This is a genomic window from Azospirillum sp. B4 (assembly GCF_000333275.1).
Taxonomy (GTDB): Bacteria; Pseudomonadota; Alphaproteobacteria; order Azospirillales; family Azospirillaceae; genus Nitrospirillum.
In genome coordinates this window covers 1-4,003 of record NZ_BACU01000675.1, presented here as the reverse complement: position 1 = coordinate 4,003, position 4,003 = coordinate 1, and the positions used below count along the sequence as shown (strand labels likewise).

Sequence of the window (4,003 nt, the reverse complement as noted above, 5' to 3'; positions counted from 1 at the left end):
CGGTGCCCTTCAGGATCATCAGGGCGACGTTGGCGGCGCTGGGGTCGTTGACCGCCCGCTTGGCGGTCAGCTGCGCTTCCGCCGAATTGGTTCCGGTGCCGCCCCAGCCGTGACAGCTGGCGCAGGCCCCTTCGAACATGCGCTTGCCGTCGATGTTGCCGACGACGGCTGGCGATCCGGCGCCATGGTCGCGGGGCGCCGGGCCCGCCGGGGCGGGCAGGTTGGAGTGCACGGCCGGAACGGTTTGCAGATAGGTGCGCATCGCCGCGATATCGGAGGGGCTGAGCTTTGAGAAGCTCAGGTCCACGGCCTCGCGCATGGGGCCGGAGGCGACGCCCTTGCCCTTGGCGTGGCCGTGGGCGAGATAGGCCTCGATCTCTTCCGCCGACCAGCCGCCGATGCCGGAAGTGGCGTCGGGCGTGATGTTATAGGCGTTCCAACCCTCCGCCTGGCCACCGGCGAACTTGCGCCGCGTGTCCATCGCCTGGAACACCGTGCGCGGCGTGTGGCATTCGCCGCAATGGGCCGGCCCTTCAACCAGATAGGCGCCGCGATTCCATTCCGGGCTGCGGTCGGGGACGGGCTGGAAGCGGTGCCCGGGGTTGAACAGCGCGCTCCAGAAAATCATAAGCCAGCGCTGGTTGAAGGGGAAGGCGAAGGTGTTGGCCCGGGTCTCCTGCCGCACGGGGGCCAGCGAGAACAGGTAGGCCTTGATGGCCAGCACGTCCTCATCCGTCATCAGGGTGTAGGAGGCATAGGGGAAGGCGGGGTAGAAGCGCTGACCGTCCGGTGCCACGCCCTTGTGCATGGCCTTGAGGAAGTCCGCGTCGCTCCAGCGGCCGATGCCGGTGTCGGGATCCGGGGTGATGTTGGGCGTGTACAGCGTGCCGAAGGGCAGGGTGAACGCCCGGCCCCCGGCATAGGGGGTGCCGCCCGCCGCCGTGTGGCAAGCCTGGCAGTCACCCGCCGCCGTCAGGTAGGCTCCGCGTTCCAGCAGGGCGGCGCTCGCCAGTTCCTTGGGGACGCCGGTGGGCGAGGGGCCTTTGTACTCGGCCAAGGGGACCTGCCGGCCGGCGAAATCCAGGGGGCCGGGAAGATGGATGCCCAGGGCCACCAGGGCGGCACCCGCCGCCACGGCGACGCCGGCGACGGCCACGACCGTCCATTTCAGGCTGGCGCGCATCACGTCCGCCCCCCCTTGGCCAAGCGTGTCGGGTCGATGGGCATGCGCGTCAGCTGCACGCCCGTGGCGGCGTAGAGGGCGTTGGCGACGGCGGGCTGCACCGTGGTGGTGCCCGGCTCGCCTATGCCGCCCGGCGCTTCGGTGCTGGGGACCAGGTGCACCTCGACCACCGGCATCTCATCGATGCGGACGACGCGGTAGTCATGGAAATTGCTCTGCCGAACCCGGCCCTTGTCGAAGGTGATCTGGCCGTACAGCGCCGCCGACAGGCCGAAGACCAGGCCCCCCTGGATTTGCGAGATCACGCCATCGGGATTGACCTGCATGCCGCAATCCACGGCGGTGACCAGGCGGCGCACGCGCACGCGGCCGTCATCCTGGACCGCCACGTCGGCGATGGTGCAGAGAAAGCTGCCGAAGACCGCCTGAAGGCTGATTCCACGGCCGGCGCGCAGTCCCGCCGCCGCTGGCAGCGGCGTGCCCCAGCCGGCGTGCGCCGCCGCCTTGTTGAGCACCTGCAGGGCGCGCGGGTTGGCCGCCAGCAGGGCGCGGCGATACTCCAGGGGATCGGCCTTGGTTTCATGTGCCAGCCGGTCGATGAAGCTTTCGACGGCGAAGACGTTGGCGTTGGGGCCGACGCCGCGCCAGAAGCAGGTGGGCACCCCTTGCGGTTCATGGCGCACGTAGTCGACATGGAAACCGCCCACCGCATAGGGCTGTTCGGTGGCGCCGTCGATCGCGTCGATGTCGATGCCGTTGGTGAAGGCGGGGGGCAGCCAGCGGGCGATGATGGACGGGCCGACCATCTTGTGGCGCCATGCCACCGGCTTGCCGTTTTCCAGCCGCGCCGAAAGCTCGCACCCATAGAGGGGACGGTACATCGCCTTCTGGATGTCCTCCTCCCGGGTCCACACCACCTTCACCGGGCCGTCGACATGGGCGGCGATGCGCACCGCCTTGTCGACCATGTCCACCTCCAGCCGCCGGCCGAAGCCGCCACCCAGCAGGTGATTGTGTATGGTCACCTGCTCCGGCTTCAGGCCGGCCGCCTGCGCCGCCGCGGCCTGGGCCTTGGTCATCACCTGGGTGCCGGTCCAGATCTCGCAGGCATCCGGCCGCAGGTGCACGGTGCAGTTCATCGGTTCCATCGGCGCGTGCGCCAGGAAGGGCAGCTCGTACAGGACGCTGATCACGCCCGCGTCACCCGGCCGCGCGTCGGCGCCTTCGTTTTTGACCGCCACCCCCGGCTGCTTGGCCGCCTCATGCATCGCCGTCCGCAGGCTTTCGGTGGAGAGGTTGGCGTTGGGCCCTTCGTCCCAGGTGATGAACAGCGCGTCCAGGCCCTTCTTCGCCGCCCACATGTGGTCGCCCACCACGGCAACCAGATCCTCCAGAACGACCACCTGGCGGACGCCCGGCACGGCCTTGGCGGCGGCCGCGTCCACTGTCCCGACCTTGCCGCCGGGCACGGGGCAGCCGGCGAGGGTCGCGAATTTCACGCCGGGCGGCATGGCGTCGATGCCGTATTTGGCGGTGCCGTTGCCCTTGGCCGCGATATCCAGGCGGGTCTGCGTCTTGCCCAGCAGACGGAAGTCTTCCGGCTTTTTCAGCGGGGGGTTGGCCGGCGGGCTTAGCCGTGCCGCGGCGGACGCCAATCCGCCATAAGGCAAGGACCGGCCGCTGGCGGGATGCAGGACGACGCCGTCGCGTGTTTCGCAACTGCCGGGGTCCACTTTCCAGGCGGTGGCCGCCGCCTGGACCAGCATGGCGCGCGCGGCGGCACCGGCCTTGCGCATGGGTATCCAGTAGGCGCGGATGGAGGTGGACCCGCCCGTCGCCTGTATCCCGAAGATCGGGTTGCCGTACAGGGTGTCGTTGGGGGGGGCCGCCTCCAGCCGGATGGCGGCCAGCGGCAGGTCCAGTTCCTCCGCGATCAACATGGTCAGGGCGGTGTAGATGCCCTGGCCCATCTCCACCTGTGGCATGATCAGGGTCACGGCGCCGTCACCGGCGATGCGGATGAAGGCGTCGGGCGCGAACAGGGCCGGCGCGTCCTCGCGCGCCACGGCCAGGCGGCCCAGCGGCAGGTCCACGGCCAGCAGCAGGCCGCCATAGGCAAGGCCGCGCAGCAGGTCGCGGCGCGACGTGGTGGTCAGGGATGGGGGCGTGTCCATGCTCATCCCCCTCACGCCAGGGACGCGGCGTGCTTCACGCCCTCACGGACGCGCACGTAGGTGCCGCAACGACAGATGTTGCCGGCCAGCGCCGCGTCGATGTCGGCGTCGCTGGGGGTTGGGGTCTGCGCCAGCAGCGCCGCGGCCGACATGATCTGGCCGGATTGGCAATAGCCACACTGCGCCACCTGCAGGTCCATCCAGGCCTTCTGCACCTTGGCACCGGCCGGCGTGGCGCCGATGCCCTCGATGGTGACGACGGGCAGGGCGCCCACGTCGCCCACCGCCATCTGGCACGACCGGACCGGCGTTCCGTCGACATGCACGGTGCAGGCGCCGCACTGCGCGACGCCGCAGCCGAATTTGGTGCCCGTCATGCCCAGGACGTCGCGCAGCACCCACAGCAAGGGGGTGTCCTGTTCGACAGCCACCTCGTGATAGGCACCGTTGATCAACAGTCTGACCATTGCTTTTCCCCGTTCCGGCCGCCGACCGCGACCCCATTCCCCTTTCCCCCTGCGGCGCCGTGAAAACGTGTCGGAGGGGGAATGGTTTCCAGGGGTCAGTAATGGAGTTTTATATCGCGGGCCTGGTTCGATAGAACGGTGCGGTCATTGCGGGAAACGCATCACCCGGCCACCGTGCT

At 69.5% G+C, this 4,003-nt stretch carries 3 protein-coding genes; all 3 read right to left on the bottom strand.

Features of this window, described 5'->3' with window-relative positions; genetic code table 11:
* Positions 1-1,183: c-type cytochrome (locus tag I55_RS30530; RefSeq protein ID WP_044564496.1), on the bottom strand; the 1,183-nt coding region annotated here is incomplete at its 3' end.
* Positions 1,183-3,357: a xanthine dehydrogenase family protein molybdopterin-binding subunit gene (locus I55_RS30525; RefSeq protein WP_044564497.1), complete on the bottom strand. Its 2,175-nt coding sequence runs from the start codon at positions 3,355-3,357 to the stop codon at positions 1,183-1,185. The genes I55_RS30525 and I55_RS30530, both read right to left, overlap by 1 nt.
* An 11-nt stretch (positions 3,358-3,368) precedes the next feature.
* Complete coding sequence (locus I55_RS30520) at positions 3,369-3,824, bottom strand: (2Fe-2S)-binding protein (protein WP_044564495.1); 456 nt, start codon at positions 3,822-3,824, stop codon at positions 3,369-3,371.
* Between the last annotated feature and the right edge of the window lie 179 nt (positions 3,825-4,003).

Coding starts and splice junctions, on each gene's coding strand:
- I55_RS30520 (WP_044564495.1), bottom strand. CDS start 3,824: ATGGTCAGACTGTTGATCAACGGTGCCTATCACGAGGTGGCTGTCGAA.
- I55_RS30525 (WP_044564497.1), bottom strand. CDS start 3,357: ATGGACACGCCCCCATCCCTGACCACCACGTCGCGCCGCGACCTGCTG.